The organism is Simiduia aestuariiviva, assembly GCF_014192475.1.
In the GTDB taxonomy this organism is placed as follows: Bacteria; Pseudomonadota; Gammaproteobacteria; order Pseudomonadales; family Cellvibrionaceae; genus Simiduia; species Simiduia aestuariiviva.
In genome coordinates this window covers 1,159,334-1,184,447 of the sequence record NZ_JACHXZ010000001.1, presented here as the reverse complement: position 1 = coordinate 1,184,447, position 25,114 = coordinate 1,159,334, and the positions used below count along the sequence as shown (strand labels likewise).

The 25,114-nt window shown below is 51.9% G+C and carries 22 protein-coding genes; 10 read left to right on the top strand and 12 right to left on the bottom strand.

The features are described 5' to 3' along the window. Nucleotides 1-100: 100 nt before the first annotated feature. The 4 genes from FHS30_RS05265 to FHS30_RS05250 all read left to right on the top strand — a co-directional run bounded on the left by FHS30_RS05265 (nucleotide 101) and on the right by FHS30_RS05250 (nucleotide 3,361). The gene (locus FHS30_RS05265) at nucleotides 101-814 is read left to right on the top strand and encodes a sterol desaturase family protein (RefSeq protein WP_183909004.1); all 714 of its coding nucleotides are present in this window, start codon (nucleotides 101-103) and stop codon (nucleotides 812-814) included. A 178-nt stretch (nucleotides 815-992) separates the two neighbouring features. Next, on the top strand, nucleotides 993-1,430 hold the full coding sequence (locus FHS30_RS05260) for a hypothetical protein (RefSeq protein ID WP_183909002.1): 438 nt from the start codon (nucleotides 993-995) through the stop codon (nucleotides 1,428-1,430). A 606-nt stretch (nucleotides 1,431-2,036) separates the two neighbouring features. After that, nucleotides 2,037-2,357, top strand: a complete 321-nt coding sequence (locus FHS30_RS05255; RefSeq protein ID WP_183909000.1) for a hypothetical protein — start codon at nucleotides 2,037-2,039, stop codon at nucleotides 2,355-2,357. Between the two features lie 413 nt (nucleotides 2,358-2,770). Continuing rightward, nucleotides 2,771-3,361, top strand: a complete 591-nt coding sequence (locus FHS30_RS05250) for a hypothetical protein (protein ID WP_183908998.1) — start codon at nucleotides 2,771-2,773, stop codon at nucleotides 3,359-3,361. Nucleotides 3,362-3,513: 152 nt separating this feature from the next. On the opposite strand, the gene FHS30_RS17280 is transcribed toward FHS30_RS05250, so the two are convergent. Together FHS30_RS17280 and FHS30_RS05240 are read right to left on the bottom strand one after the other, a co-directional pair. Beyond that, nucleotides 3,514-6,246 (bottom strand): PKD domain-containing protein, encoded by a 2,733-nt coding sequence (locus tag FHS30_RS17280; protein ID WP_183908996.1) that lies wholly within the window; start codon nucleotides 6,244-6,246, stop codon nucleotides 3,514-3,516. A gap of 341 nt (nucleotides 6,247-6,587) precedes the next feature. Continuing rightward, complete coding sequence (locus FHS30_RS05240; RefSeq protein ID WP_183908994.1) at nucleotides 6,588-8,930, bottom strand: S8 family serine peptidase; 2,343 nt, start codon at nucleotides 8,928-8,930, stop codon at nucleotides 6,588-6,590. Between the two features lie 892 nt (nucleotides 8,931-9,822). Here FHS30_RS05240 and FHS30_RS05235 point away from each other — a divergent pair. Further along, the gene (locus FHS30_RS05235; protein WP_183908992.1) at nucleotides 9,823-10,344 is read left to right on the top strand and encodes a hypothetical protein; all 522 of its coding nucleotides are present in this window, start codon (nucleotides 9,823-9,825) and stop codon (nucleotides 10,342-10,344) included. A 100-nt stretch (nucleotides 10,345-10,444) separates the two neighbouring features. Here FHS30_RS05235 and FHS30_RS05230 read toward each other — a convergent pair whose 3' ends face one another. The 10 genes from FHS30_RS05230 to FHS30_RS05190 all read right to left on the bottom strand — a co-directional run bounded on the left by FHS30_RS05230 (nucleotide 10,445) and on the right by FHS30_RS05190 (nucleotide 20,316). Beyond that, a complete protein-coding gene (locus tag FHS30_RS05230; RefSeq protein WP_183908990.1) occupies nucleotides 10,445-10,819 on the bottom strand; it encodes a DUF6768 family protein in 375 nt (124 codons plus the stop codon). Nucleotides 10,820-10,829: 10 nt separating this feature from the next. Then, nucleotides 10,830-11,354, bottom strand: a complete 525-nt coding sequence (locus FHS30_RS05225) for an RNA polymerase sigma factor (RefSeq protein WP_183908987.1) — start codon at nucleotides 11,352-11,354, stop codon at nucleotides 10,830-10,832. Between the two features lie 322 nt (nucleotides 11,355-11,676). Next, a complete protein-coding gene (locus FHS30_RS05220; RefSeq protein WP_183908985.1) occupies nucleotides 11,677-12,402 on the bottom strand; it encodes a DsbA family oxidoreductase in 726 nt (241 codons plus the stop codon). 214 nt (nucleotides 12,403-12,616) lie between these two features. Further along, the gene (locus FHS30_RS05215) at nucleotides 12,617-13,378 is read right to left on the bottom strand and encodes an MbnP family protein (protein ID WP_183908983.1); all 762 of its coding nucleotides are present in this window, start codon (nucleotides 13,376-13,378) and stop codon (nucleotides 12,617-12,619) included. Beyond that, nucleotides 13,375-14,523, bottom strand: a complete 1,149-nt coding sequence (locus FHS30_RS05210) for a cytochrome-c peroxidase (RefSeq protein ID WP_183908981.1) — start codon at nucleotides 14,521-14,523, stop codon at nucleotides 13,375-13,377. Before FHS30_RS05210 ends, FHS30_RS05215 begins: the two co-directional genes overlap by 4 nt. A gap of 8 nt (nucleotides 14,524-14,531) precedes the next feature. Beyond that, nucleotides 14,532-15,887: a hypothetical protein gene (locus tag FHS30_RS05205; protein WP_183908979.1), complete on the bottom strand. Its 1,356-nt coding sequence runs from the start codon at nucleotides 15,885-15,887 to the stop codon at nucleotides 14,532-14,534. Between the two features lie 275 nt (nucleotides 15,888-16,162). Continuing rightward, nucleotides 16,163-17,023, bottom strand: a complete 861-nt coding sequence (locus FHS30_RS17095) for a phytoene desaturase family protein (protein WP_246341195.1) — start codon at nucleotides 17,021-17,023, stop codon at nucleotides 16,163-16,165. Nucleotides 17,024-17,041: 18 nt separating this feature from the next. Next, complete coding sequence (locus FHS30_RS17090; protein ID WP_246341132.1) at nucleotides 17,042-17,746, bottom strand: phytoene desaturase family protein; 705 nt, start codon at nucleotides 17,744-17,746, stop codon at nucleotides 17,042-17,044. 87 nt (nucleotides 17,747-17,833) lie between these two features. Further along, a complete protein-coding gene (locus FHS30_RS05195; RefSeq protein ID WP_183908977.1) occupies nucleotides 17,834-19,093 on the bottom strand; it encodes a putative bifunctional diguanylate cyclase/phosphodiesterase in 1,260 nt (419 codons plus the stop codon). Continuing rightward, nucleotides 19,090-20,316, bottom strand: a complete 1,227-nt coding sequence (locus FHS30_RS05190; RefSeq protein WP_183908975.1) for an HD-GYP domain-containing protein — start codon at nucleotides 20,314-20,316, stop codon at nucleotides 19,090-19,092. Before FHS30_RS05190 ends, FHS30_RS05195 begins: the two co-directional genes overlap by 4 nt. A 150-nt stretch (nucleotides 20,317-20,466) precedes the next feature. On the opposite strand from FHS30_RS05190, the gene FHS30_RS05185 reads away from it, so the two are divergent. From FHS30_RS05185 to FHS30_RS05165, 5 genes are all read left to right on the top strand, one after another. Continuing rightward, complete coding sequence (locus tag FHS30_RS05185) at nucleotides 20,467-21,459, top strand: DMT family transporter (protein ID WP_183908973.1); 993 nt, start codon at nucleotides 20,467-20,469, stop codon at nucleotides 21,457-21,459. Between the two features lie 55 nt (nucleotides 21,460-21,514). Next, nucleotides 21,515-22,168 (top strand): hypothetical protein, encoded by a 654-nt coding sequence (locus tag FHS30_RS05180; RefSeq protein WP_183908971.1) that lies wholly within the window; start codon nucleotides 21,515-21,517, stop codon nucleotides 22,166-22,168. A gap of 1 nt (nucleotide 22,169) precedes the next feature. Further along, nucleotides 22,170-23,000, top strand: a complete 831-nt coding sequence (locus tag FHS30_RS05175) for a hypothetical protein (protein ID WP_183908969.1) — start codon at nucleotides 22,170-22,172, stop codon at nucleotides 22,998-23,000. Between the two features lie 20 nt (nucleotides 23,001-23,020). After that, nucleotides 23,021-23,299, top strand: coding sequence for a hypothetical protein (locus FHS30_RS05170; protein WP_183908967.1), 279 nt, complete (start codon nucleotides 23,021-23,023; stop codon nucleotides 23,297-23,299). Between the two features lie 118 nt (nucleotides 23,300-23,417). Further along, a complete protein-coding gene (locus FHS30_RS05165; RefSeq protein ID WP_183908965.1) occupies nucleotides 23,418-25,082 on the top strand; it encodes a M28 family metallopeptidase in 1,665 nt (554 codons plus the stop codon). The last annotated feature ends 32 nt before the right edge of the window (nucleotides 25,083-25,114 follow it).

Here is a 25,114-nt window from a genome sequence, read left to right as displayed (position 1 = left end):
GGGTAGCGGCCATGGAGCCTCCTTGCAAGACAGTTATCCAAAGCATCGGACTTCAAGACCAGTGATTAATTGAAATATAAAGCTACTCAGACTTAACAACATGAATCTCATCGATGAACTACTGCGCTATTGGATTGCTGCACCTTGGCCAATTGCGTTCACCATTGCATTCGCTTCAAATACTACTGCCTACCTCATCAGTGCTTACATCATTGAGAGAGCCAGCCATCTATTAATTGATCGAAAAATGGCGGCATGGATCGACGACCGTGCGCCTAGAGCCAATCAGCGGCGAATCGAAATTTATTATGGCATTATCGCTTGCGGCATTTTTGCAGCACTCAGCTTGCTCACTCGATTGGTCTACAGCACGGTTTGGCCAGAGAATTTAATCGAATTATTGCTCCAGGTAGTTGTTTTTATTATTTTTTACGAAACCTATTCTTACTTTGTTCACAGATTACTGCATACTAAGTGGCTAATAAAAATTCACGCTGTACATCACCGATCAACTCGCACCACGCCGTGGAGCGCTTACAGCGTGCACCCTATTGAGGCAGCATTCATTGGCATTTCAGCGCCTATTTTTATGCTCTTTGTACCAATGAGCATCGGGGTAGCCTTTGTTCTACATTTCAGCGGCATGCTTTTTACCATTTTCATCCACAGTAATACCTCACTATTACATGTAAACCCAGCGACTAACCTGACAAATAATCTAGCCAATCAACATGTGACACATCATAGAGTTGGCAATAGGAATTTTGGATTTGTAAATTCTATCTGGGACTACCTCTGTAAAACAAAAGGGTAGGATGCTCGTAACAGTTTCTTATACGTTTGGGGGAAGGGTGCTCGGATGGGCGTAACAACTCCGTTGCCTACTCAGATATTTGGATGAATACCACTCTATTTCCTAACGGCTGGTCATAGTTGTTACACTGACCCCAAATAAGATTAAGCCTCTACTAAACGAGTTACTGTAGGCAGCTATGGAACCCACGGGCGCGCTAACGTTAATCCCTCAAGACAACGGACAGTCAATACTCTCTGCGCAAGACGCCAAGCATACTTTTACTGTGCCAGGCATTATTCTAGAAGATCAATATCGCCTCCACGATGACCAATATCTGCTAGTGACATCCGACGACTGCCCCTATGAAGAATGCCTGCATCTACTACTGATTGACTTCCCGAACGCCACATTCGAGCAGATTGATATTGGCCAAGTGAACACTCCCGGCATCTATAAAGATGCCAACTTAGTAGACGATAGAACGCTGGCGTTCAGTTTCATGGGCGATAACCGCTTCAGTGCAACGGTAGCAACCGCGCCCCGTCGCTCTCTCAGCACTCTTGGGATAGGATCAGCAATTAGCTATGCCTCTCCATGGGCAAAGAAACGCCTCTTTGTGATCGAGCAAAGATAAACAACTGCTTGGGTGCTGTATAAGATTGTCTCACATTTAACCACAGTGCCACGAAAGTACGCTTATCGCGCTATTTGCGGTGCGGCCATTCAAAGCGTTGGCCTTAGTGGTCAACTGGGCAGAACGCCCTATTGCCGGCGCTTTGGCCGCGCTTAGCCATGAATCTCGGCGATGTGCATGGGGCTAGGCGGATTACCTTTTACCGACGCAGTAACAGGGTGGTCAAGGCTATGGTTCGTATGCCCGCCACTCATGTCGCCCCCGCTAGTATCTGCAGTATCCCCTCCGCTCTGGCTCTTTGACCACACAAAAATAAGGAACAGCAACGACAGAAAATTACACCAAAATTACCGACTGAACTGCGTAAATGTTACCGAGACTACCCGCCTAGCCAGCTATATAGCCCCGCCAAATTTCAATACACTGCAAATAATGAGCCATTTCATTACTCCATGCTATCACTGGCCGAATTGAGGGAATTAACTACACTCCCTGTGTCTACTATCACCTTCAGCAGTTGGGCTGTGAATGCCCCGTTCAACAGCAGGCGATTTTCATACCTTGCCCCGCAAGCGTTTTGCGATGTAATTAACAAGGAGCTAACACATGAAGTACACCCTTATTACAGCCGGTTTTTTTGCTTTGGTGGTCAGCGGCTGTGCCGGTCCATCCGCTGGCGTGATTCCCACCGATGCCAATGGCAATAAGCGTCCACCGGATATTTCTGCAAAGTACGTGGAAGCCGGCGCCTGGATGAACAATAACCGCGTAGAAAAGTTGGATTACCCAGACTTCGCAGACGCTAAATGTAAAGAGCGCGGCTTTGAAAAGTATGAGGCCTACGACAGCGGCATGGCGTCTTCAACGTCTTGGGGTGGCATGCCTACAGGTGACACTGCGCGCACCGTCGACATTTGGTGCAAGTAGTAGCGAGCTAACGCTATAAGCTTGGCAAAACCAGACGCGGGTGTCATTGCAATAATGGCACCCGCATAATGCGCCCAAACCGTGCGCCCAAACCATGCACAAAGTACCCACTCACCCCACTCGAAATAATTTCACATTAAAGCCCCGCCACCACGCCACACTTTGCAAGTGGCGCGCCACTCATTTTATCCGTTCCTCCGCCGTTCAAATTTCTTTCATTTTCGCACTATGCCCCTCCAGCGATTCAGGTTCATTAACGTTAGGAATATGTTTGTATTTTAATAGAGCGCTTTTGAATCGGTCACACCAACTTGCCACTCAAGCATCCGCGTCCATTTCACCCCGCAGCGCAACAGATGCGCTGGCACGCCAGTCTGGTTATACTGCCAGACAAGCACCTAAAGGAAGCCCACATGCTAAAAGCCACTTTGACAATTGCCATCAGTTTTGGCCTTGGTTATACCGCCGCTGTATTGATGCATGACATAACGAAACCAGCAGCCACCAAAACCGTGATACTCGAACAAGAGGCAGAGCAAAGCCCACTCGACAAACTAGTAGTGCAAGAGCGTACACGCCACAGTGATCAAGATTTTGAACTGGATGAAGGCACACCTAACAAAAATACCGAAGTGATCATCAAGAAAATTGTCTCTCAGCACCCAGAACAGGGTGAACAGACGGTTGAGGTAGAAAAAATAATCGTCACTGAATCGGATAGTGGTAACACCGACTTAGCCAGCGGAATATCTGTCAATCCCGTAGTGAAAGCCATTGACGCAGCGAGCGAACAAGTTGCCAACCTACACATACTGGAACGCAAAATATTATGCGCAAATGAAGAATGCCAAATCACTATTGCGCTAACGGGTGACGAAGAACAATTCATTGACGCCTATACGGAACAATTGACAAGCGCCAATTGGCATTTACTCAAGGTCAATGTGGTGCAACAGGCGAAACGTAAATCTCTGGCCTTTCACGTACAGCGCACCGCGAGCTAGTTGAGTTCAACTACGCAGAAAAATGGTACCTAATTAAGCATTCATCAACGCTTAATTCTTTAAGCCAATTGCTGCTGCGGCCTTGCTAAAATTGAATGCCGATTACGCAATAAAAAAGCCTCCAGATGGAGGCTTTTTTATTTGGTTTGCTGCTACCTACTCAGCCAAGTCGGCACATAGTCGCGCAGCTTTGTTAAATCAGAACCACTGATTTTCGATAAACCACTTAAGTGATCCATGCTTGCGATGGGTCGATTATTGATGATGCGGTTCGTGTCGCTATTGCGCAGCCCAGCCCCTGAGGATAATTGATTAAAGGTGGCGTTGTTGGTCATATCCAACACGGCGTCTACCTCCTCACAGGTAAAACTGACGCCGTCCCAAGTGCCGGCAGCGTTCGTGCACCCGGCTGCCGCCGCAGTGGAAACGCTCGCGGTAGTGGTGTCGGTCAGGCCGTCGGTATCGGTCACTGTCAGCGCAACCGTGTAGCTTGCTACCGATCCATAGCTGTGGGTTGGGTGCTGCTGGGTATCAGTCGCGCCATCACCAAAATCCCACAACCAGGCCACCACACTGCCATCGGCGTCGGTGCTTGCGTCAGTGAAGCTGACGGTCAACGCATTCACTGCGGTGGTAAAACTGGCGTTCGGGGGTTGCTGCACGGCCACTGAAACATTACCGGTGCTAGAGGCAGTGGCCCCGGCATCGTCAGTTACTGTGAGCGTCACCGAATAACTTCCGGCCGCCGCGTAGGTGTGGCTCGGATGCTGGGCGCTGGAGACGTTGCCATCGCCAAAGTCCCACGTCCAGCTCACGACACTGCCGTCACTGTCGCTACTGCTATCGACGAAGCTCGCCGTCAGTGTGCTGGTGGTGTGACTGAAATTGGCAACGGGTGGCGTGTTACCCGTGGGCGCGCCCGTGGGGTTTAGCCAAATGGGTGCGGTCCACGCCTTCTGTCCGTCGGCTTGGGTGATACGCGCCAAGTAAAAGACTTGCGTGGGTGCAGTGGGTGTCACAGACCAGGTTAAGGTATCTGACGCCACGCTGGTTACCGTACTCACAGATGATCCATCAATAGCGCCACTGAGCAATTCAATTTGGCTAATGCTGTCACCGGCATCGGGGTCGCTCACGGTTACGGTAAAACCCACCGTGGTGCCCACGTCCATTTGCACCGTATCAGCTAACGCAAAAGTCTGGCCCGTGTAATTGGCGCTGAAGTCCACCAGAATATTGCGATCCTCTACAGCATAGGTGCGACCGGCCTTCAGCGCTTCCAGAATGGCAGCACGGGAGTTTTCAGTAGCCAATACCGCTGTGCGCTGCTCGTTGGCCAAGCCCCAATTGTGATAGTGCGTATCTTGATCCGCAGTGGGCCCCACGTGGTAACCCTTTAACAGCAAATCAAAATAGCGCGACTGGTAACTCGACGCACTGGGGTTTGAGTAGTCGGTCTCTTGGGCAAACGCAGGGCCAGACTTGACCGCACTTAGGCTAATGGCCTGATCCCACACGGCGTTGTAGGGAATGTTAAACAGGTTGCTGTAGTCGCCGCTGCCGGGGTGCGCCAACTCCACAAAACTGCCGACGCTGGCCACATAGTTGAACAATGCATCGTAATCACTGCGTGCGATAAACACGTCGTAATTGCCTGGCTCCCACCCGAGCAAACCGTCGGTGACGGTAATCACGTGACCATCGGGATTGCCGTTGGTGGTAATGGTGCCCCACTCGGTGCCTAAAAACGGCGTAAAACTGGCAGACTCGGCATCCACCGACGCGGCTTCTGCTTTGCCCGCATGAAAGTTGGCCAACTGCATGCCGGCCATGCTGTGATTGTGCTCCGACAAAATCAACCAATCCAAACCACCGGTATCGCGCGCATAGCGGAAGCCTGAAGCGGCATCCATAAACGCCGGATCATTGGCTTTATTGCCATCGGAATATTCTGAGTGCGCATGGGTGTTGCCAAAATAGACGTTGTAACTGCCCGCCGGCGGTGGTGGCGTGTACTCAACCACGTTCACCGTCACTGTGTCTGTGGTCACCAGCTGGCCGTCATCGGCGGATAGTTCAAAGGTGAATTGGCCGAGCGCGGTAAAGGTGACATCGGTGTTCGCTTGCGACGGAGTGTGCAGGGTGACGCTGGCTGCATTGCCCGCGGCCAAGACCCACTGCACTGTGAGCGGATCACCATCTGGATCTGAGGCCGAACCCGCCAAGGTCGCACTTACGCTGGGGCCCGTTAACGTCAGGGTTTTGTCGAAGCCGGCATTCACCGAGGGTGCGCGATTGCCCACAGGGCCGCCATCTGGGCCGGAGCCCGGTGTGCCCTTATCGCCGCTGGCCATCACATTCGTGGCGGTAGACCAGTTGCCGGCGACATTGTTGTCGAGCGACGCCGACATCAACTCCATGGACGCACCCGTTGGATTGGGCCAACCCGACAATCCGTAATACACGGAGTCTTCCACAGTGCCGTCCGGCTGAACCAAAATAATTTCATCGGCGGAGTTGGCCAGCGTGATACCTGAGTACTGGTAGTCCACACCAATGCCGCCGTTGGTGGTGGCATCGCCATTGCGCCCCAGAATCGCGTAGGTGCCCGCGGCAATAACCACGTCGCGATTGACCACATGGGAGTCTGAGCCGTTGTCGCGCAGGGTCCAACCGTTTAGATTAACGTCGGCACTGCCGGTATTAAACACTTCAAACCACTCGCCACTGGCGTCGCTCACGGCGTTGGGGTTTTGCATGATTTCCGTCACGACTACTGCACCCTGAACAACCGGACTGCACAGCAAGGTGGCAAAAATAAGGTGGCGGAATGAAGAAAAAACCTGATGCAGGCGCGTGCGCCCGTTAGACGTAGAGATATTCATAGCTAGGCCTTAATTAGAATTATATTTTGCCTAAAGCCGGACTTACATCTCCCTAATACCCCTTCCCTTGTTCTGGCTAGGTCAGTCCGAGTATAGGAATGCTGGCATCTCAGTCAACATTTTATTTACTTAATTTTACTTAACTTTTATTGGACTCTCACACTTAAGTGCAGCCTACAGATGGCCTAATGCATAGGAAAAAATAGTGACACTCATTGGAATTAACGCCCGTTAGGGTGCCGCTTGCCAGTCGCTCGCCCATAAAAAAAGCCGGTGACTTTCGCCACCGGCTTTTTATTTTTTGGTTGATTAACTACATCACAATGTTAATCAAACCAGACTTACTGCCAATCAATGAGGAGATCAACACCGGAGTAAGCTCTGTAGCCGTAGATGCTGATGTACCAAGTACCGGCAGCGGGGCTGCTGTGCGTACAGGCTTCAGTGTTACCACTCTGGTAAGGACGGCAATCGTACTTGCTAGAGGTTGGCTGCGCACCGTAGCGAACGTACATATCGGCATCACCAGTACCACCAGACATGTTGACATTCATGATGCTCATGCCCGCTGGAATTTCAACGGTGTAGTGAGACCAAGAGCGACGCGCGCCAGACAGATCAGTCGCAGAAGCGCTACCCGCGCCACCGCCACCGGTGCTTGGTTCGGTGAAGGAACCGGTCAAGTTCACACCTGAGAAGGTCGAGTAAGCCTTAACCATGACATGGTAAGTACCGGCCTGCGCAGTGGTGATTGGGCAAGACTCATTGTTACCTGTGGCATACGGACGACAGTCGTAAACACTTGACGTAGGCTCTGCACCAAAGCGCACATAGAGGTCCGCATCACCGGTACCGCCTGACATGTCGAAGCTCAGGTTAGTGGCTCCCGCAGGGACTTCCATGGTGAACTTCAGATCGCTACCAGCGCTGGCCGCCAAGCCAGTCTTCGCAACGCCATTTTCAAGCACATCGCCACCGGTAGGTGGAGGCGTACCCGTGTCACCGTCACAGCCAAATTGGGTCAGGTAATCGCTGGCAGCCTTGGCTTTAACGATACCGTTACCGAAGTAAACGTCGTGGCCCGCAGCGCCGGCATCGGCGGCAGTGGCTTTCAACGCGTTACGGATCTGAGTACCAGTACAAGTGGAGTGGTTAGACCAAACCAACGCAGCTACACCGGCTACACCAGGTGTCGCCATGGAAGTACCGCTCATGTAACCGTAGTCGCCGGCTTCGATAGAGATAGACGCGGTTGAAGCACCCATCAACGCAGAGCGATCTTCCAACGCTGCACCCACAGTAGGAATGCTGGTGGTGTTAGACGCTGCATCACCCAAAGTTCCAGACAATACGCCCGCAACATTGTTGACGATAATGGCACCGATACCGCCGCTGTTCTGGCAGTTTTTAACCTTGTCGTGGAAAGAAATGGCACCACGGTCAATCAAACATACCTTGCCGCTGGCACCTGAGTTAGTGGCCTCGGCAGTGCCCATGAAGAACAAAGAGCCGGATGCCGCGCCCACGTTTTCAAAGGCAGAAGATTGATAACCCACGCCACTCGCCGTCAAAGAAGGCAGAGTTGCGCCACCTGATGGGTAGGTAGACAAGGTGTTAACACCGCCCGCAGTCACTTCAACACAGTTAGTTTTGGTTGTGTTACATGCTGGGAACTGGGAGAAATCAGCGATGTTGTTGTCGGCATCGTTGGCGCCAACCATCATCACTGAATCATAACCGGCTGGGTATGAGCGCACGTTGTTGCCATCGTTACCCGCGGCGGCCAATACCAGGCCACCGTTTTGGGTGAAGTTTTTAAACGCGTTCTCTTCGGTGGTGTTTGCTGCACCGCCACCCAAGCTCATGGTGATGATGTTAGCACCGGCTGCAGCACACAAGTTGGCCGCTTGCGCGAGATCAGAGGAGTAACCCCAACCCGCATCATTGAACACCTTGATAATGTGCATGGGAACACCGGGCGCCATGCCGATAACACCAAATCCGTTGTCCGCTGCACCAACAGTACCGGCTACGTGGGTACCGTGTGGGCCGCCATCGGCAAACCAGTTGCCGGTGCCAGAGTCGTTGTCACCGGTGATGGTGCTCCAGTTGAAATCGTTGTTCAGACCGCCCGTTTCACCGGTAGAACCGGCAATACCCGAGTCAATCACACACACTTTCTGGCCAGACTGAAGAGTCAGCTGGTTCGCTTGTGATTGGTAGATGGCATAGGGGGTCAGCTGGGTTTGCGTTGGATTGCCGATGTCGTCGTTGTACAGGCTCATCAGCTTGCGTGGAACGTCTTCTTCAACGTACTCAACGGCTGGGTCCATGCGCAATTCAGCAACGGCCGCTTCGCTCAGTTCCGCTGCAATCGCGTGGTTGTGCTTGAGGTTAACGCGTACCTTGCCACCGCGCTCTGCCAATTTCTGGCGGGCTTTGGCCATGTCGCGCTCGCTGAAAACACTGTAGCCGGCACCGGCCATGGCTGTGTTAGCAGCAGTTTGCTTGTATTTAACGATGTAACGCTTGGGTAAATGAGAACCGTCTTGTGCTACTGCACTGGAACCGGCTTGTACAGCCAGTTGCTGAACGGCGTTATCTGCACCGGCCTGCGATGACAGGGCGATACCCAAGATGCTTGCAGTTACAGCAGACGCTATTTTTCTGACTGGATATTTCATACAGGGCTCAATCCTACTTAAGTGTGTCTATTTATTGTTATCTAACAACCAACGCAAAAAAGAGGACGCCAGACCAGTCCTTGGTGATAAAAGAGGAGGGAATAAAAGTTAGCCGGAACGGAGGTCAATCGTGGCGATCAATTACGCTCGATACAGACAACAGCTCAATGTCAGTGGCGCGACAGCTAGTGCTGGTATTTATTCTATTTTCCTTAAGCCCGATCATGCGTTAGCACCGGAGCTATGCAGCTCTTTTTGCCCCTCAAATATATGAAACTTTGCGCGACGGGAAAAGAAGCCCCAGACAATAGAACACCTTTAACACTTTTTTACATATAAATTGCTGTTTTATAGCGCGATTACCAATATATAACGCAACACTCAGGAAGTTGAATACCCAGTCAGACTTGGCAGTCACAAATTGCATATAGCGAATTGCTCGATTTTCTATAGAAAATGCCACAAATGATAATTAAAAAGAAATTTACAGGGCACCGATAACACAAAATTTTGATCCAATATCGCGTCGGCGTAAACGTTTTGGTAACGCGCAACGGATTATTTAGTTGCACAAAAAGACAATTTATTACTGCACCAACGTACCAAAAATACGGTGTTGCGCGCTTAATCCATAAGCGTAAAAAAGCAATCATTCACATCAAGTCCCAGCTAGTCCAATTCAACATTGAGAGACCAACAGGCCCCACTGGTTTAATTTTTTGAACGCCCCTACCCCGAGCAACTGAAAAATATTACCCTCCTCGACCTGCCAAAAGGATCACGTCTAGGCGCTATATCCACAACGACATCCACAACGACATCCACAACGACATCCACAACGACACCCACCTCGACATCCACCTAGTTACATTATTTAAAACAAGGAATTCCAATGCTAAATCGCATCGCAGTAGGCCTGCTTTTACTCCTCACTCTCGGGTGCTCTAGTAATGCCGTGATGAAACCCTCGAAATTTCAGGCAGAGCCATCCAAAGATAAGGCGCTCGTAAATTTTGTGCGCCCGAGTGTATTTATGGGCGACGGTGTACCCCACGAAATTTGGGATGGAGAAACCTATATAGGCACATTAAATCCGGGCAACCTGATTCAAATCGAATGCGAACCTGGCGAGCACTTATTTTTGCTAGACCCTAAAAATGCGCCCTGGACCAATCTGGAAATGACGCTAATGCCCAACCAGGTCTATTACATTAAATCCAACCAAGTGCCTTTTGTGGGCGTCCGAATGGGCGTCGCCAAACCCAATGATCAGCGAATTCCAACATGGAATTCGTACAAGGTACTAACCATCGACAACGAAAAAACCCAACTATCAGACAAGCAGATTGCAGAAGCGATGGACTATTACAAGGATGTGAAATCCAATTTTGTGCCTAGACACACAGGTAAATAGGACTCAATCGAGAGCGACAGGATAGGTGGGCGCCAACCCACCTATCCGCATCCCCCTCGCCAATTTAATCGACCGAGATTGAGCGCAATAAAAAATAGCCTTACTGCTCCAACTTGCCCGCCAATCGCTCCACCGCAACCTCAACCCGCTTTATTTCTCGCAGCAAGGACCCGCGACTCATTTCTTGCATCACCCACTGCTTGCCGGCAATTTGAACCATTCCCGCCAACACCACACACACGCCCCAATAGACGCGCTCTTCAAGTGCAGTGGCAGTAAAAAATTCATAGCCGGTCCAAAACATAACGCCGGTAACAATGAGAATAATGATATTTAGCAATACCACCCAGCGCCCTAAGCCTGCACTAAAGGCGCCCATCACCATATCCACCATACCCTCGCGCTGGTTGAGAATCGCATCTATGCGTTCGGACTCACCGGTTAACTCTGCTTTAATTCGCTCATCAATTTTCATTGTGTACGCCTCACTGTTCAAATTTTTGTTTAAGCATTGCTCTCGCTCTGTGTAATCTAGACTTCACAGTGCCGGCAGGTACTGAAAGCACAGAGCCAATTTCTGCCACACTCAGTTCGTCCATATAAAAAAGCTGTACGATTTGCCGCTCTACCTCGGGCAGCTTGGCCAGGGCAGCGGCAATGCCAGCGCTTGCCTCTATTGCGCCAGCCATATCCTCCCCCGCAGCTTCTGGCGAATCTTGTGCCGCCATGGCAACCTCTCGCTTGCGTTGTTTCAAAAGGTCCCAACATTGCCAGCGCACACTGCGGTAGAGCCAGCTACGGAACGCCCGAACATCATCGAGGCGACGCAAGTGCTTTGCCGTGCGCAGCCACGCATCCTGTACGGCGTCCTGTGCAAGCGCTCGGTCACCACACAATCGATAGGCGAAGCGCTGCAATGGCACTTGAAAGTGCGCATAAATTGCCCCAAAAGCCGCTTTACTGCCCTGCTGCGCGGCAATGACCAACAAATCGATTTCTGCTTGTTTCATTGACCCATCATGTCGTTGTTTACCTTTAAGACGAGGCAGCAGGCGGTGAGGTTCATTTAATGTGCCAGTTGGCTAGAAAGAATATGTTATCGAAAACCGGTTGTGGCTTACCGCGCTGCGCAAGCCCTTGGATCAGCCTCATCCACAAAGCGCCCGCCGGCGACACAGAGCATTGCAACATACCCGCAGGGCTCAGGCTTGTGCGCTATTTAGTCTTACAGACTGGCTATCTTAATGCTCGATCAGCAAACAGATACCAAGGTGGGGCTTACACCAGAGAGTAACTTGATCATTTCAACATCAAAAGTCATTAAGGTAGAAATTACGGCTCGCAACCCGAGTCGTCACAATGGGGGCCGTTATCCGCGCTGTTTTCCAGCAGGTTGTCTTCCCCTACCACCCTATTCAGGACCGCTAGCAACTGATCGGCCTCCTGTGCGCCTGACATACCGTATTTACCGATGACAAAAAATGGCACGCCTGAAATGCCGTAATGTTGGGCCAGCTGTTCATCGTCGCGCACGGCTTGGGCAAAGCGATTTTGACTTAAGGCGCTACGGGCGGCCCCAACGTCTAAACCCAATTGCCCCACAAGATTGAGCAGCGCCTCGTGGTCGCTGACATTCAGTCCGCTGCCGAGGTAAGCCCGCATTAACGCATCGTTCAGACGGTATTGTGCATTGACCTGTGCATCCTGAGATTCGATTGTGGCTGCCCAGTGCAGTAAGCGGTGCGCATCGAAAGTATTTGCCACCACTATGGAGCCAAAATCAGCCGTGCCGCCCTCGGCTGCAATTGTGTTGGCCATGGTGGCGATCATCTGCTCGGCTTCAGTCACACTTCGGCCATACTTTTGCGCCAAGCGCTCGGCGTAAGGCCGGTCGTCCACAGCCTGAGGTCTTGGATTGAGCTCAAATGAACGCCAGCGAATGGCCACGGGCACGTCACTCGTTTCAGAAAATAGCGTGAGCGCGCGATCTAGGCGTTGCTTACCCACAAAACACCAAGGGCAGGCGATGTCAGACCAAACGGAAATTTCTACAGTCATAGAGGTCCACACCAAGAATGTAATAAATGAGAAGATTTGCCCGGCAGGCTGGGTGACATGAAGTCGTTAGCTTTACAGTAGCCACACACGCCCATTGACCTTACACGTCTATTGACCTTACACGTCCATTGACCTTATACGTCTAGGGGGCACACATCTCTAGGGGCCATGGCCGTCGATCTTTTCGAGTGACGCGCGTTGTGAATCAGTGACATTATTTTAAACCTTGAACACATCGATTGTCACAAGGGATGACAAGGTGCGCATAGTTATCTGCCATGCGGCGCGCGTCCTGCCTATCAAATTTTATCGTATTTACGTCCGCCATATTGACGCCGTGCACTGCGTCGAACAATGCTTTAACATCCACTAGCAGGTCGACCTTGGCGCTGAACATTTGATACCAAGGTCTATTCAATGGCACGCGAATGGTCTTATAGTTTTCACTAAAACCCACGTGATACACCAAAGGGTGGGCCTGCCCCTGATGTTCAAAGCCGCCCTCAAGCAGCACAAATTTATAACCCACCTCCCAGCTCCACGCCATGCGGCCGTTGGGATCTAAATCTCCCCGGGATTTCAACGAACTGTTTGCCGCCGAATCAACGCCGATGCCAAATTCCAGCGTATGCACGCCCAAGAGAGAGCTCGCATCAAACACCAATGCCATGGGTGCGGCATCATCAAAACGCACCAGATGGTAACTATCCATCACAGTCTGCGTTGCGTCATTTGATACAAAGCGGATATTGCTCATAAAGAACTGAAAGTCTCGCACGCTAAATTCACCTACACCCACAGGGTTTTGGTAGACCTTTTCATTTAGCGTTAACGGTTGCGTGCCAACAAATGGATGCAATGTAATAACCACGGTGTTTGGCCAAAAGCTCCAAGCACCCAGCGCCATCATTAACATTGCGACAAGCGCACCCCACAACACCCTGCGCACGCGCTTTGATGTCAAAAAGTTATTCATCGTGCGTCCTTTGAAACTTGCGCTGTGGCGTCTTGGGCGCGGTTAAATGGATCAGAAAATGCTGGGTTGGTGAGAAAATCGGTGTCCGTCAAGGTATGCAAGAATGCAATTATCGCCTGCTGTTCAGACTCAGAAAGATTCAAACTAATAGCGCCCGCGGTGTCGCTGACTTGGTTATTCGCTTCAACAATTAATGGGCTCAAGGTTGTACTGGGCTCGATCCCACTATTGTAGTGCGCCAATACTTGCGCCAATGTCGCAAAGCGACCATCGTGCATATAGGGCGCGGTGACTGCGATATTCCGTAAGCTTGGAACCTTAAATAGCCCCCGGTGTTCCGGCTTTCCCGTCACTGCCGCCAAACCCGGCTTTAGATCAGCCTCTACATCCAATCCATTGTTGCTAAAGCCATCCAGTCGCGTCGAGAAACCCGCCGTTACAAATTGACTGTGACAATCGATACAGTTGCCACCCCGCTGACTTGCCTTAGCATCTGGGTGCGCCATGAACAGTTTTCGGCCCAGTTCTTCCTGGTCGGTAAGCGTAATTTCGCCACGCAAATATTGATCGTACCGGGAGTTTGCAGAAATCAGGGTGCGCTGAAAGGAAGCCAAGGCCGCCGCGATGTGTTGTGGCGAAATATCGCCATAGGCTGCAGCAAACAGCGATGGGTACTCGGCATGTGTGGACAGCTCTTTAACCAGAATATCTAGATCCTGCCCCATTTCATCTGGATGCTGAATCGGTACTAGTGCCTGCGCCTCTAGTGACTTCGCACGGCCATCCCAGAAAAAATGCTGCGGCCCCCAGAGTAAATTGACCAAACTCATGCTGTTAAATGCCAATGGTTTACCAGAGACACCGACACTGGTGTGCTTGCCGTCCGCAAAAGCCCGCGCTTGTTGGTGACAGCTTGCACAAGATACTTGGTTATTCTTGGACAGTATTGGATCGTAAAAAAGCAACCGCCCTAACGCCACACGCTCAACGGTCAACGCGTTATCCGCTGGCACTTGAAAATGGCCGAAGACAAAGGGCGCTTCGAAATCCTTCAGCGGTGTGGCAGTGAGGGGCTCTTGTTTACACCCGAAGAGCCCAATACAAATACCGGCGACCGAAGTCGTCGTCACCAGTGTGCGAAACATACTAATCACTAATGATGATGAACAAACCCGGACCCAAACAGGGCTTCAACATTCTCTACGCCCTTTTTATAGCGCTGCTTGAAGTTAACGGCGGCCAGTCGCTCACCGGTCATTAAATCACTGACCGTTATCGAGTGATCATTAACTTTGGCAATAAAATCCACATCGGTGGGGTCGCCATCAGCGGCATTACCCAGATTCAATAGATTATTTTGCACCGCGATTACCTTCCGACCAGACTGAGTGGGATAGAAAATCATATGGTGGGCACCAGCTTCAGCTTGAATATCAGGGCCTGAGGAGACCAATTCAGGCAAGCTGTCGAGCTTGTAGCGTTTAACGACGCCGGGCAACGCGTGGCTAATAAACAGCTCCGTTTCGGTACCGTAAAACTCTAGGGGCACCCCGGTCCCCGATGACACGCCGTCGTAGACCTTCACCGGATTACCAAAGCTTTTATCTGCTTCATTGTAAGGGACTTGCCAAGTCTCAAATCCAAACATGGTGTTCACTAAAACGCTGGGCTTCGCGAGCTTAGAAATTTCTGGCCGGACAAATAAAACTTCTACGGGAGAGGATGGAAACCCAACGGGCTTAGCATCTTCTATGGTGATATTTTGTATCGGCGTAAAATTATTTAAATCGATGATAGTTAACGCGTTACCCACACCGGTGGCTAGATCCGGGTGAATGGTGGAGCTCACCACCATGCGGTCGCCGTAGGCTGAAATACCGTGCGGGTACATAATATAGGGTGCACCCTCTGGAATTTCGCTTCTGCGCGCCTCAATGACCTTGACCACCGCATTGGTTTGCGGCTCAAACACGCCAATGGAACCACCATCCGCCTGTGATACGCCGGTGCCCCCCATAAACGTCACAAACATATACTGCTTGCCGTTAACGGTGTGCCACATTATGTCCTCACCCACCTGTTGCCCTTGGGTGTCTAAACACTGCATGCCCTTGATCGCAGGGCTGCCACTTGCATCGCGGTGCAGTCCAATTTCCGCCAGGCTGCAGGCGGGGTCGAGACCCGTCGCGTAGAGCCTGCCGTTCGGGCTGTAATACAAATGGTGCAGCGGATGCTCAAAGTCTTCGTAAACGAATTCATGCAAGATATCGCCAAATTTCTGTGATTCGGGATCGAGCTCTACAATGGCGATACTGTGTTGTGTGCCCAGCGTAGGCAGACCGCGCAACAGCACAATGCCTTGACTTTCTTCTTGATTGCGGGAGGCAGGTTCAGCCGTTTGCTTTTCAGCGGTTTTCTGAACCTCGGTTTTTTTGTCGTTAGAGCAGCCGGTCGACAGCATTACTGACAAGCCCAATACCCAAATTCCAATTACAGTTATATTTTTCATTGTACCGTTCCATTGGTTAGTATGCGGGATTAGCGGGTCAAGACTAGGCTTGCTGGCGCTGGAATTCAAGCAATCAAAAAAATGAAGCAGTGCGCCCAACCTATTGTCCGTGATAAAACCGTCTCACAGCATCAAAAGGGCCGCTCACGGGGCCAAGTAACTGCACACGCAACAATATCACCTGAGTATAAATTTTCTCGTTGAACATCTATCGCATGGGGCTCTGGCGCTGGCGCCGACAAATAGCGAGCGCGGGTGTAAAAAGGCGAAGAAAATTAAATCGCCTTGAGAATTTCGCGCGCGGCGTTGTAGCCCGGTAACCCCGTGACACCGCCACCTGGGTGCGTACCCGAGCCACAGATAAACAATTGTTTAATGGGCGTTTTGTAGTCCGCGTAGCCCATAAACGGCCGATTGCACCAAAGTTGATCGAGCGTTAAGGCGCCATGGAATATGTCGCCACCCATCAACCCAAATTTGCGCTCAAGATCCAATGGCGAATGAATTTGGCGAGCGATTATCGATTGCTTAAAATTGGGGGCATACTGATTGACCGTTTCAACAATTAGATCAGCAACCTGCTCGCGATGTGCATCCCACGATTCACCGTTTGGCAATGAGGGCGCAAACTGCTGACAAAATAAACTCGCCACGTGTTGCCCACTGGGTGCCAAGGAATCATCCACGGTGGATGGAATGAGCATTTCAACAATCGGCTGATTTGACCAGCCCTGCCCCCGCGCATCCAAATAGGCTTGCTCCAAATACGCCATAGACGGGCCGATGATAATTCCCGATTGATGGTGCAATTGGCAGTTGGTGCCCGGACGGGCAATGAAATCTGGTAATTCCGACAAAGCAACATTCATGCGAAAGGTTCCGGAGCCCACTTTAAAGCCCCGCACGCGCCGGGTAAATTCCTGCGATAAATGGCGGGGCGCCACCAACTTTTCAAACAACAGCTTTGGCCCCACATTCGAAACTACTTGATTGGCTTTTATTGTTCGACCATCCAGCAGCCGCACACCCGTGGCGCAGCCCTCTTGGATTTCGACTTCGGCAACCTCTGCATCGGTTTCGATTTGCACGCCGCGCGCCAAGGCCTCTTTGTGCATGGCCTGTGTAATGGCGCCCATGCCACCCACGGCATGTCCCTAGGCCCCTGGCACACCATTCGCTTCGCCGAATACATGATGCAGCAATACATAAGCGGAACCGGGCGTACTGGGCGCGCCATAGGCCCCCACCACACTGTCGAATGCGAAAGCCGCTTTCACCACATCACTTTCAAACCACGCATCCAAAATATCCTTGGCGCTTTTGGTGAACATATCCAATGCGTCGCGTCGTTCTGGCATAGACAGCGCACGCATGCCCAGCGCAAATTTTCCCACGTGTAACAAATCCGACAAGCCACCGCCAACATTGGGCGGCGTGCGCAGCAATTCGGAGCGCAACAAGTCGGCTTGTGTTTCGAGCATTTCGTAAAAGTCACCCAGCACCGCAGCGTCGCGCTGGGAAAAGCGCGCAACCTCTTCGCGCGTCGCTTCAAAATTTGACATAAAAGACAAGCTGTTGCCGTCGGGCAACGGGAAAAAATTTGACTGAGGGCGCAGTCGAACTTCTAAGCCATGGGCTTTGAGGTTGAGGTCTTCAATGATTTTGGGATTGAGCAGACTCACGGTATAGCTGGCGGTGGAATTTCGAAAGCCTGGATGAAACTCCTCTGTTACTGCCGCACCGCCAGTAATACTGCGCCGTTCCAGCACAGTGACCTTCTGCCCGGCCTCCGCCAAATAACACGCACACACCAGACCATTATGGCCGCCACCAATAATGACGATATCTTGGCTACCCATAGCATTCTCTTGTTTCAATTATTGTTATTACAGCGAGAATCTAACGAGCTAATGCGGCATTGTCCAGCGTTTGAATTTTTTGGGTCGCTATTGCGTTGCAATCCATTGTTCAAACTCTGCAACGGGCAGCGGCCTTGCGATGTGGTAGCCCTGGGCGTAATTACACCCCAAGGATGCCAAACACTTGAGCGTTTCTGCATCCTCAACACCTTCGGCCACAACCGTGAGACCAAAGAGTTGCGCGATATCCACAACAATTTTAACGATGTGTCTATCCTGCTCATTATTGAGCATATCTTTAACAAAACAGCGGTCTATTTTCAGCTCACTGGCCGGGATGTTTTTAAAATACGACAGCGATGAATAGCCGGTACCAAAATCGTCGATGGACAACGCAATACCGGCGTCTTTTAATTGCTGCAAATTTTCTAGCCCCGAGTGAATGTCTTCGATGATGGCTGACTCGGTAATCTCCAATGTCAGGTGCTTGCTTTCCAAACCCCAAATGGCCAAGGCGTCATGAACGAGATGCCTAAGATCGGGCTCACCCACCAAACCCGCTTGGATGTTTACCGCAACGCCCAAGTCCCACTCGGGCCGCCAGTTTTTAATTTGTCGAACAGCGGTATTCACTACCCACTTGGTGAGGTTATAACTCTCACCCAATTGCTCGGCTAATAAAACTGTTTGATCCGGTGCTATAAATCCTCTACCCGCGAGATTCCAGCGCAACAACGCTTCGACTTGATCGACCCTGCCCGTCGCTAGATTGAGCTTGGGCTGATAGTAAAGCTCAAATTCATTGGAAAATAGGGCTTGCCGAAAGGCATTCGCCAGCAAATGTTGCTCGTCGGCGTCACTTTGATCGTCCAGCGCGTCAAAACGGTAGGGCTTGCCCCGTCGCGACTCCATGAGCGACAACTCAGCCCGCCTAAACAACGAATAGGCATTGGTTGAATCACTGGAACCAAACGCTAAGCCCACGTGGATTTCTGGCGTAATACTTTCCCTACCAACAACCACCGTTTCAGCCAGTTGCCGCTTTATTTTATTGATGGCTAAGGACATGAGGGGCGGATTGGAAAGCCCCGGCAAAATGAACGCGAAATGATGGCTGCCCGTGCGAAACAAGGTGCCCGGCATTTTGCATATTGCTTTTAACCGCTCCATGCAGGTGTCGATGGCTGCATCGCCGGCAACATAGCCAGACTGTTGATTGATTTCCCCTAGGTTGCAGAGATCAATGAGCAAAATTCCGGTTTGCAAAGCCTCTTGAGCCTGAAATGATTCAAGTGCCGCGAAAAATGCCTGACGGTCAATGGCGGGCCGATGGGAAGGCACACTCATAACTCAATTGATGCCAAATCAATGCCGTAGGCGCCGGCCTCTAAGCTACCCAATATTTCGAGGGGCTTGCCTTTCGCGGTGTGAGTGACTTCCATGAGGTCCACTTCCTTTAGCTCAATGAGCGCCTCTTTGTTTTCATCGAGCACCACGATCACTTGAGGCCGCAACCGGCGCGTGCGATATTCCGCAACCACGATGGCCACCTCACCGGAGGATAGTTCCACAAGGGATCCAGCAGGATAGATCCCCACCGCTTGAATAAACTCTTCCACCAACTCAGCCTGAAATGCCTTACCCTTTTCGTCATAAAGGGTTTTTATCGCCTCGGCGGGTGTTTTTGCCGCCGCGTATGGGCGCTGACTAATCATGGCGTCGTAACTGTCGGCAATGGCGGCAATCCGTGCAAATATCGGGATATTGTGGCCCGCCAATTTAAAGGGGTAACCCGTGCCATCGATGCGCTCGTGATGATAGGCCCCCATCTCTAAGACATCTTTGTTGATAACCCCACTTTTGCGCAGCACTTTTACACTTTCTTGAACGTGTTTTTGTACCACTTCCCGTTCGGACTCCGAAAGCGGACGCTCGGCCAACAACAACTCTCGATCCACCTTGAGCTTGCCGACATCAAACAACAAACCACCGATGGCAAGGCTGCGCAGGTCACTTTTAGGCAGGCCCAACTGCCGCCCCAAGGCCACGCACCAGATGGCGCACCCCAGTGAATGTTGGTAGGTGTAATTGTCGAGTTTGCGCATGCGGCCAAGCCATAAGCAGGCATCGGGGTTGCGCGTGATGCTGTCGATCATGGGCTCCACCGCCTTCTTAATGCGCGGTAAATCCAGTACGACGCGATCGCGGAATTCGAGCAGCGACTTTACCGTATCCGCCAAGGTATCTAATGCCGCCTTGGCTTTGGGTAACTCCACATTCCAGCGGTTTGAATCCTTATAGTTTGACAGCTTTGTATCGGGGAAAAGCGCCTCTACAGCCTGACTCTCGGCGGCTAGCATGAGCTTGCGCGCAGGACCTTCAGGGTGTGCTTTAACGCTGCGCTCAACGTACACATGCTCGCAAAAACGCGACAATGTCAGGATGTCTTCCTCTGAATCAACAAAGAAGCCTTGTATGAGGAAGGGCGTTTCCAGCCAAGGGCGATCCAGTTCGGCAACAAACATGCCTACTTCCAGATCCTGAACGTTAATTTTTTCTGTCTTGAGCATGCGGGTCCTCGTATACTGCCGGCCGCGGGCAACCGCCAACCTCGTTAAGTGTAGTGCCCCAGCGTCGAGCCGCCAGTTCACATGGTCATTCAACCGAATTGGCCTTAACAGTCACGCACTCGGCACTATGAATCGCTCCAGGTAGTCATCATGAACATCCAGTCTCGCCCTTTTGCGACGTTATTATTAGTTTTAGTCTGCGCCATTTGGGGCATTGGCTTTGTGGTCACCGAACATGCGCTCGGCAAGCTCACCACCCAATCCTTGAACGCCCTGCGCTTTGCGCTGGCGGCGCTGAGTTTGATCCCTCTGTGGCTGTCCACTCGCAACCGCACCCAGTCAGCAGACGCCCAAGACTTGACCAGAGCGCAGCTATGGCGGGCGGGCCTAAGCCTTGGATTGGTGCTATTTATTGCATTCTTTACCCAAACTGAGGGGTTGCGTCACACCAGCGTGTCCAACGCGGGCTTTATTACTGGCCTGCTAGTGCCTCTAGTACCGCTGCTGGCATGGCTACTGTTTCGCCAGCGCATTGGTCCCGCGGTCTGGTTGGCCGTGGGCTTATCCACCTTGGGTCTGTTTCTGCTCACCGGCGGCACCACCTCAACACTCAATAAGGGCGACTTCCTCGTCTTAATTGGCGCCCTGGGCTTCGCCCTGCACATCGTCCTGACCGGCCACTACGCGCGGCGCATGCCCGCCGTAACCCTAAGCTTGGTGCAGATGCTGGCCGTATCCGTCTATAGCCTGCTGGCCTCCTACCTATTTGATGCAGACCTCAGCAAAACGGTATTCAGCTTGTCGGCCGAGCACTGGCGCGGACTGATGAGCGCAGACATCATATTTGCGTTTTTCTGGATGGCCGTGCTGTCCACCGCCTTTGGATTTTGGGTGCAAACCAGCTGCCAGCGGACCCTGCCCGCTCACCAGGTGGCGTTGGTGTTCGCCCTTGAACCCATCTTTGCGCACATTGCGGGCGCCGTTTGGTTGGACGAGCGATTGGGATTGCTGGGCATGCTGGGCGCGGGTGCCATTGTGGCGGGCATGTTGGTGGCCGAGTTAGGCGACCGTAAATCAGCCGCTATCCATCCAGTAGATCAGGTGGCCGCCCCCGACCCCGAGGCCGATGTGCCCCCCCGCTGACATCACGAAGCTTGTGATATAGTCCAATTTTTCTAGCGAATCACAAGGAAGTCCGATGCTCATTGGCCACTACAGCGCAGCCTTAGCTGCCAAGGCTGCAAAGCCTGAACTGCCACTTTGGCAACTGTTTCTCGCCGCCCAACTGGTGGATATCGGTTGGGTTATCTTGTGCTGGCAAGGTTTCGAAATCTTTAACCTCGACTTTAATTTACTTTCCAACCCACTCGTTTTAATTCATCAACCCTACACGCACAGCCTATTGGCTGCCGGCATTTGGGCTATGGGTCTCGCGGCCGTTGCAGTGTGGCTGTTCCGCTACAGCAAAGCGGCGGCGTTCATACTGGCTGCGGTGGTGGCCTCCCATTGGCCACTGGATTTCCTCGTACATAGGCCCGACCTCGCCATCTGGCCAGGCGTGAAAGTGGGCCTAGCACTGTGGGACGTTAACACGCTACCCATGCTATTGGAGATGGCACTCGTTGCGAGTGCGGGTCTGCTGCTTTGGCGTGCGTCGCCCTTTGCTAAGCCATGGTACGTGGGGCTGACGCTGGTGCTCGTTGCGCTGGTTGCCAGCAACTACCTAATACCCCCACCCCAACACAAGAGCGCTATCCTACTGACGGCCATGGCGGTCTACCTGTGCGCGCCCCTTGCCGTGTGGTGGCTGGAGCGACGTATCCATACGACAGCCAGCGTGCAGGCCAGTTAAGGTGGCAATTAAAAGTACCAAATTTAACGCCTTAGCCACATTTTTAATGCTGGCGAGCGCCGCCAGCGACACCACTGCGGCGAGCATTACTGATTGCCTGGCCATGGCCCGCGGCTATTACCAGCAACTTTATTGTGAAGTAAAGGCCAAGGGTGAGGGGCAACAACTACCCGCCTTCTATCAATTCAAGCGCAATAACGAGCAAACCCAGTGGCTACTGTTGAAGCGCCCGGCAGAGCGGGCGGGCATCGCCCTGCGAAAACCGGCAAACAAAGTTCGCCAGCGGGCCCTCGCCATCAACCGTCCTGAGCCACTACCCGCAGGCCCCCACCCAACGCCGGCGCACGGCTCGACATCAACCGGCGCCAGCAATTGCCTATTAACAGGTGAGCAAATTCGCTGCGGTGACCGTGTTTACGCACTGCAGCGCAACAAACACAATCGCAATTTGCATCCGCAGGCCCTGTCGGCAGACAACACATTGGAACTGCCACCGTTTAAGGGTGCCATCGACAATGAGCGCGACGTAAGAGACTACTTGTACCGCGCCTACGCGCTCTACTTAGATAAGATGCGCAGCATTGGCTTGGGCGGCATCACCACCAGTTTTGGCAACTTCAGCTATCTGTTTTACGATTACCACGCCAAGGGGCTCAATTTTAATCAGCGCTTTGCCAACCTATTTCGCTATTTGAAAAAGGACAAAGCGACTCTGCCGATCTCAGACAAGGCGGCGGATACCCGTCAGCTCACGCTGGCAGACTGCGCCCCTCTGGCCGATCAATATTTCGTGTGCGAGCATCAGGGTAAAAACCTGCTGTTTTCACGCTAACACTGTAAAGAGCAAACACCATGAGCGGTTTTACCAAGCAAGATCTAGAGCGCGAGAGCCAATCCGAGTTGGGCCAAGGCCATATGTGCACGAACAACATTCACCCGCACCATTTGAAAATTTATCGCGTCAAAAAAATCGCCGGAAAACCGCAAAAGCACTGGGAGTTGTTTAGCCTTTGGCTCGCCACTGAAGAAGACGTCGCCAATGGCGAGGCCAGCAAAGAAGACGAAGTGCTGAACCTGAGCTCCATCGAAATTGAATTTTGTCCGTTCTGCGGTACCCAGCTCGCGCAATAATCACCAGTTTCCCCCTCCCCAGCCTTCGGCGCTGGGGGATTGCCCCGCTAATTCGTCATTTTAGCTAATCACCGCATTCGTCCGTGCACGACATCATAACAACCACGTGAGCTTGACTATGAAATCTATTCTCGCCATCGCCCTTTTTACCAGCTTGCTGATCGCCAATCCGCTCAGCGCTAAAACGCCCAAGGCGGACCCCGAGCGCATTCGAGCGCACTTGACCTTTCTCGCCGACGACTACTTGCTGGGGCGCGAGACCGGTAGCGCCAGTTACGAAATTGCCGCCCGCTATGTGGCCAGCGAAATGCAACAAATAGGCCTTAAACCCATGGGCGATGGCGGCAGCTATTTGCAAAGTGTGCCGTTTAAACAAGCGACTCTCGATCAAACCTCACCGGTATTCGAAATTATCGGCCCCAAGGGCAAAGAAGCCCTGACTTTTTTAGATGACTTCGCCATAGGCGCGAGTGTGCTCGAAGCGGAGAGTAAGGTTACCGCGCCGCTGGTATTTATAGGCTACGGCATTGAGGCCGAGCCACTGGGCCACAACGATTACGCGAACGTAGATGTACAGGGAAAAATTGTGGTTGTGCTGTCCGGTAAGCCCGCGAGCTTCCCCACCGAAGAAGGCGCTCACTTCAACAGTGAAAAACGTGCGGCAGCCAGCCGCCACGGCGCGGTGGGCATGATCAGCCTCAGCAGCCCAGAGAGTGAAAAACGCTTTCCCTTCGCGCGCAACCGTGAATATGTACATATCCCCACCATGCGCTGGGTCACTAAGGCAGGCACACCGGCAAAAACCTACCCCAACCTGCAAAATCGCGCCGGTGTCAGTATCGAAGCCGGCAAAAAACTGTTTGCCAATAGCGGCGAGAATTTAGACAGTATTTTCGAAAAAATGGCCAAGGGTGAACCCATTAATGCCATCGATTTAAAACTGTCTGCACATTTAGCAAAGAAAAGTATCATAAGTGACATCACCAGCCCCAATGTTGTGGGTTATCTCCCGGGCAGTGATAAAAAGCTGGCAGCTGAATATGTGGTTTTCTCCGGCCACCTCGATCACATCGGCGTTGCAAACGGCCATCACGATCACGGCGACATTGATGAATCCGGCGAAACCGGCGAGAAAATGGACACGATTTTTAACGGCGCCATGGACAACGCCTCGGGCATTGCCATTATGTTGGAGACTGCGCGTTTATTTGTACAACAACGCAAGGCACCCAAGCGCTCAATCATATTTTTAGCGGTAACCGGCGAAGAAAAAGGTCTGCTGGGCTCAGATTACTTTGCCCACAACCCCACCGCGCCCATTGAAAACATCGTTGCCAATATCAACTTGGATATGCCACTGCTGACATTTGATTTTAAAAACGTTGTGGCATTTGGCGCTCAGCACTCGAGCTTAAAGCAAACCACAGAGCGCGCCCTAAAACCGTTGAAGTTGTCGTTAATTGACGACCCATGGCCGTCGCAAGGTATCTTTACTCGATCAGACCACTATATGTTTGTTAAGCAGGGTGTGCCCTCAATTTTTCTTGCCACGGGCCAGGATTCCTTTAACAAAGAGGAAGATGGCGCAGCTGCATGGGCCGATTTTTTAAAGCACCAATACCATCAGGCCGGCGACGACCTTGATTTGCCCATCAACTACACAGCTGCGGCGCGCTTTGCGCAAGTGAACTATCAAATCGGGCTAACAGTAGCCAACGATCGACGTCGACCCAGCTGGAACAAGGGCAATTTCTTTGGGCAGTTATTTGGCAAGACTGAGTAACCACACGCTCAAATTCACGTAATTGAGGAGCT

Coding starts and splice junctions, on each gene's coding strand:
- FHS30_RS05265 (WP_183909004.1), top strand. CDS start 101: ATGAATCTCATCGATGAACTACTGCGCTATTGGATTGCTGCACCTTGG.
- FHS30_RS05260 (WP_183909002.1), top strand. CDS start 993: ATGGAACCCACGGGCGCGCTAACGTTAATCCCTCAAGACAACGGACAG.
- FHS30_RS05255 (WP_183909000.1), top strand. CDS start 2,037: ATGAAGTACACCCTTATTACAGCCGGTTTTTTTGCTTTGGTGGTCAGC.
- FHS30_RS05250 (WP_183908998.1), top strand. CDS start 2,771: ATGCTAAAAGCCACTTTGACAATTGCCATCAGTTTTGGCCTTGGTTAT.
- FHS30_RS17280 (WP_183908996.1), bottom strand. CDS start 6,246: ATGAATATCTCTACGTCTAACGGGCGCACGCGCCTGCATCAGGTTTTT.
- FHS30_RS05240 (WP_183908994.1), bottom strand. CDS start 8,930: ATGAAATATCCAGTCAGAAAAATAGCGTCTGCTGTAACTGCAAGCATC.
- FHS30_RS05235 (WP_183908992.1), top strand. CDS start 9,823: ATGCTAAATCGCATCGCAGTAGGCCTGCTTTTACTCCTCACTCTCGGG.
- FHS30_RS05230 (WP_183908990.1), bottom strand. CDS start 10,819: ATGAAAATTGATGAGCGAATTAAAGCAGAGTTAACCGGTGAGTCCGAA.
- FHS30_RS05225 (WP_183908987.1), bottom strand. CDS start 11,354: ATGAAACAAGCAGAAATCGATTTGTTGGTCATTGCCGCGCAGCAGGGC.
- FHS30_RS05220 (WP_183908985.1), bottom strand. CDS start 12,402: ATGACTGTAGAAATTTCCGTTTGGTCTGACATCGCCTGCCCTTGGTGT.
- FHS30_RS05215 (WP_183908983.1), bottom strand. CDS start 13,378: ATGAATAACTTTTTGACATCAAAGCGCGTGCGCAGGGTGTTGTGGGGT.
- FHS30_RS05210 (WP_183908981.1), bottom strand. CDS start 14,523: ATGTTTCGCACACTGGTGACGACGACTTCGGTCGCCGGTATTTGTATT.
- FHS30_RS05205 (WP_183908979.1), bottom strand. CDS start 15,887: ATGAAAAATATAACTGTAATTGGAATTTGGGTATTGGGCTTGTCAGTA.
- FHS30_RS17095 (WP_246341195.1), bottom strand. CDS start 17,023: ATGGGCGCCATTACACAGGCCATGCACAAAGAGGCCTTGGCGCGCGGC.
- FHS30_RS17090 (WP_246341132.1), bottom strand. CDS start 17,746: ATGGGTAGCCAAGATATCGTCATTATTGGTGGCGGCCATAATGGTCTG.
- FHS30_RS05195 (WP_183908977.1), bottom strand. CDS start 19,093: ATGAGTGTGCCTTCCCATCGGCCCGCCATTGACCGTCAGGCATTTTTC.
- FHS30_RS05190 (WP_183908975.1), bottom strand. CDS start 20,316: ATGCTCAAGACAGAAAAAATTAACGTTCAGGATCTGGAAGTAGGCATG.
- FHS30_RS05185 (WP_183908973.1), top strand. CDS start 20,467: ATGAACATCCAGTCTCGCCCTTTTGCGACGTTATTATTAGTTTTAGTC.
- FHS30_RS05180 (WP_183908971.1), top strand. CDS start 21,515: ATGCTCATTGGCCACTACAGCGCAGCCTTAGCTGCCAAGGCTGCAAAG.
- FHS30_RS05170 (WP_183908967.1), top strand. CDS start 23,021: ATGAGCGGTTTTACCAAGCAAGATCTAGAGCGCGAGAGCCAATCCGAG.
- FHS30_RS05165 (WP_183908965.1), top strand. CDS start 23,418: ATGAAATCTATTCTCGCCATCGCCCTTTTTACCAGCTTGCTGATCGCC.